The sequence below is a fragment of the Frankia sp. CgKIO3 genome (assembly GCF_977946435.1).
The window spans coordinates 1,838-5,508 of the sequence record NZ_CDWTMO010000226.1 but is presented as its reverse complement, the minus strand read 5'-3'; the positions used below and the strand labels follow the sequence as shown (position 1 = coordinate 5,508).

Sequence of the window (3,671 nt, the reverse complement as noted above, 5' to 3'; positions counted from 1 at the left end):
GCCCTGGGGGCCGAACAGGCTGAGGGCTTCGGCGGGCCGCGGGGTGGGGTTGCTGAAGGCGTGGGGGACGTGGGTGTCGAACTCCGCGACCTCGCCGGGGGTGGGAACGATGTCGTGCTCGCCGAGCTGCAGGCGCAGCCGTCCGGACAGGACGTAGAACCATTCGTAGCCCTCGTGGGCCTGCCGTTGCGGTTCGCGGGCGGGCCAGTGCGCCGGGATGGTCATTTTGTAGGCCTGCAGCTCGCCGGGTCGGCGGGTGAGCGGGATGAGCGTCATGCCGTTGCGTTCGATCGGGCGGGGGTGGATGCGCGGGTCGGCGGTTGGCGTGCCGACCAGCTCGTCCAGCGGCACCTGGTGGGGGCGTGCCAGCGGCAGCAGCAGTTCCAGGGTGAGCCGGCGCTGGCCGGACTCCAGGCGGGACAAGGTGCTGACCGAGATCCCGGTGGCCTGGGACAGCTGTGGCAGCGTCACCCCGTGCCGGTGGCGCAGCGCGCGTAGCCGCGGGCCCACCGCCGCCAGGACGCCGTCGAGATCGGGCACATCATTGAATCTACGAGGATTCCCGACGGGGTCCGCGCGACGGATGTCGCGCGGACCCTGGCCGAGTCAGCGCGCGAGCCACCCCCGGTAGGTGGTCCTGGCGATGGCGGCGCCGTCCTTGGCGATGAGGGCGCCGCCCGAGGCGGCGGCGAATATGCCGGCGCTGTTGTCGGTGACGACGGTGCGATGGTCACCGTGGGCGGCGAGGGTGATCTTGCCCAGTTCGTCGAGCGCGAAGACCTCGGGGCCGGCGACGTTGCGGGTGCCCTGCAGCGGGGTGCCCACGCTGACGTCGGCCACGGCCTGGGCGACGTCGACCGCGGCGATGGGTTGGACGCGCGTGGCGGGCAGGCGGACGGTGTTCTCGTCGGTGGTCCAAGACAGCGCCGCGTCGATGAACTCGAAGAATTGCGTGGCGCGGACGATCGAGTACGGCACGGGGCCGGCCTTGAGGATGTTCTCCTGCAGCACCTTGGCGCGATAGTAGACCAGGCCCGGCACCTGGTCGGCGCCCACGATCGAGAGGATGACGGCGTGGCTGACGCCGGCGGCCTTGGCGGCTGTGAGCAGGTTGTCCATGGTCGTCTGGAAGAACGCGGGCGAGGCGTCGTCGAAGGTCGGCGAGTTCGTCAGGTTGACGACGACATCGGCCCCCTCCATCGCCTCGGGCAGGCCCTGCCCGCGCAGCAGGTCCACGCCGGTGGACGGCGAGTGCGGCACTGCCTCGTGCCCGCTCGCGTTCAGGATCCGGACCACCTTCGATCCGATGAGCCCGGTCCCACCGATGACAGCGATCTTCATCTTCTTGGCCTTCCGGTTTCGCGGAGGTGAAATGTCCGAGTATGTGGGTACGACGGGGCGGTCTAGCTGAGCTCACGGTCAGTTTGTGCGCGAGGCTCGGCGGTTCTTACGCCGGACGAGCTCCTCCTCGTCCACGAGCGAAAGCATCGGTTTGCCCGGTTCGCAGAGCATGGTGACGGTGAAGCGCACGGGGATGTCGTCGCGGTTGTTGCCGTCCTGGTAGTGGATGACGTCGCCACCCGGCTCCCAGAACGGATCGCCGGCCCGGACGACACGCGCCGGCTCACCTTCGAGCTCGAACACCATCTCGCCGTCCAGCACATAGAATTCGTAATGAAGTAATTAATGCAAGCCAATATGCGTCTTCGCAGGTCACGGGCTCGCGAGGACCCCGAAGTGAACAAGTTATTTTATTCCGAATCCATAGCCGAAGGCCGGTCCGGTGTGCCGGTGCGGAGGGGTACCAGGTGATTTCCCAGACCTGACCGGTCGCACGCCAAGGCTCAGGAAGAGACCGCTGACGCCATGACCGAGGCCAGCAGAAGATCAGCCGCATCGAGTCAAGGCGCCGACACCGATCTCCGGGCGGACCGCCAGCACGATCACCCCGGGAGGGAACCGGAACCTCGCGAACTCCGACACCGGCAGCGGCGGAGCGACCGCACCTCGAACCATCACCTGATCATGCCCAAGTACCAGCATGCAGGTCCCGCCTTGGCCGCATGCAACAGAGCCGATTGACCTGTGGTTTGGCCTTTGCTGGTCGCGTGCCCGCGCGCACCTGCGCGCGTCCCCCCGCTGGGACCGCGCTCGGTCAGGGCGGCCCCGCTCCGCCGGAGACACTCGCGACCGCCTCGGCCTCCGGCAGCGCTGGCTGGGGGGTGAAGAGCACCGCGGTGCGGGCCGCCGTGCCGCGCGCCCACCGGCCGGTGGTGAGCACGCCAAGCACGGCGATGGCGAGCTCACAGCTAACCATGATCCACCAGGCGGGCGCGCTGGTCGGGTCGATGGTCGTCACGCCAGGACGGCCCGCAACGTGATGCGCGGCTACCGAGCCGAAGATCGCGACGCCGAGCGCCATGCCGATCTGCCGGCTGGTACCGGAGACCGCTGCCGCGACGCCGGCTTGGGCGACCGGCATCCCGGACACCGCGATATTCGTGGTCGGTGCGTTGACCATCCCAAACCCGACGCCGAAGAGTACGTAGGCGCAGATGACCGGCGCCAGGCTGGTCTGCGTCCCCAGGAGGGATAGCAGGACGCCGCTGGCCTGCAACGCCATCCCAGCGGTGATCAACGACGGCCGCGGCCCGTGGCTGGCCACGAGCCGGCCGGAAATCGGCGGCGTCACCGCCGCGAGGGCCGCCATCGGTAGCGTCAGCAGGCCGGCGTGCAGTGCCGAGTAGCCGCGCACGACCTGCAGATAGAGCGTGTTCAGGAAGAGGAAGCCGCCTAACGCCGCGAAGGCGCAGAGCGCGATGACGGTGGCACCGGCAAACGGAGCGCTGCGGAAGAACCGCACATCCAGCAGGGCGTCCTGGCGCCGCGTCTCGCACACGACGAGCCCGGTCAGGGCAAGGGCGGCGACGATGAACATGACGATCGTCCGGGGGGCCGCCCAGCCGGCGGCCGGCGCCTCGATGATTGCGTAAGCGAGGGTGCCGAGGGTGACGGCGACGAGCGCCTGGCCCGCCGGGTCGAACCGCCGGGCCCGCGGCGCCCTCGACTCGGGCACGTACCGGCCGGTGAGCACCATCGCGACGATGCCGATCGGCACGTTGATCCAGAAGATCGACCGCCAGCCGACCGTGTCGACCAGCAGGCCGCCGAGAACCGGTCCCAGTGCCATGCTCAGGCCGATCACCCCGCCCCACATGCCGATCGCGCGCGCCCGCTCCCGGGGCTCGGTGAAGGTGTTGGTGATGATCGCCAGCGTGACCGGGTTGAGCATCGACCCGCCGACCGCCTGGATCATCCGGAACGCGATCAACCAGCCAAGCCCAGGTGCTAGGCTACATAGCAGCGACCCGAAGGAGAACAGCGTCAGCCCGGTCTGGAACACGCGCCTGCGCCCGAACCGGTCGCCCATCGAGCCGGAGAAGAGCAGCAGGCTTGCCAGCACCAGGCCGTAGGCGTCAATCGTCCACTGCAGCCCGGAGTCGGCGGCATGGAGGTCGTTCCTGATCGACGGCAGGGCGACGTTGAGGATCGTCGCGTCCAGCGCGACAATGAACAGGCTCGAGCAGCAGATCACCAGCACCACGTGCCGCCGGCCCTTGCCCAGCTCGGGCGGCATCGACGCCATCAGCGTTCCGATCGTTGTAGGACGC

4 protein-coding genes are annotated in these 3,671 nt (G+C 69.0%); all 4 read right to left on the bottom strand.

Going from position 1 to position 3,671, the window contains the following annotated elements:
* The coding region (locus tag AC08OJ_RS18445) for a helix-turn-helix domain-containing protein (protein WP_476596391.1) at positions 1-540 on the bottom strand (540 nt) is incomplete at its 3' end.
* A gap of 66 nt (positions 541-606) precedes the next feature.
* The gene (locus tag AC08OJ_RS18440; RefSeq protein WP_476596390.1) at positions 607-1,341 is read right to left on the bottom strand and encodes an SDR family oxidoreductase; all 735 of its coding nucleotides are present in this window, start codon (positions 1,339-1,341) and stop codon (positions 607-609) included.
* Between the two features lie 78 nt (positions 1,342-1,419).
* Complete coding sequence (locus AC08OJ_RS18435; RefSeq protein WP_476596389.1) at positions 1,420-1,662, bottom strand: cupin domain-containing protein; 243 nt, start codon at positions 1,660-1,662, stop codon at positions 1,420-1,422.
* Positions 1,663-2,155: 493 nt separating this feature from the next.
* Positions 2,156-3,637: an MFS transporter gene (locus tag AC08OJ_RS18430; protein ID WP_476596392.1), complete on the bottom strand. Its 1,482-nt coding sequence runs from the start codon at positions 3,635-3,637 to the stop codon at positions 2,156-2,158.
* Positions 3,638-3,671 lie beyond the last annotated feature (34 nt).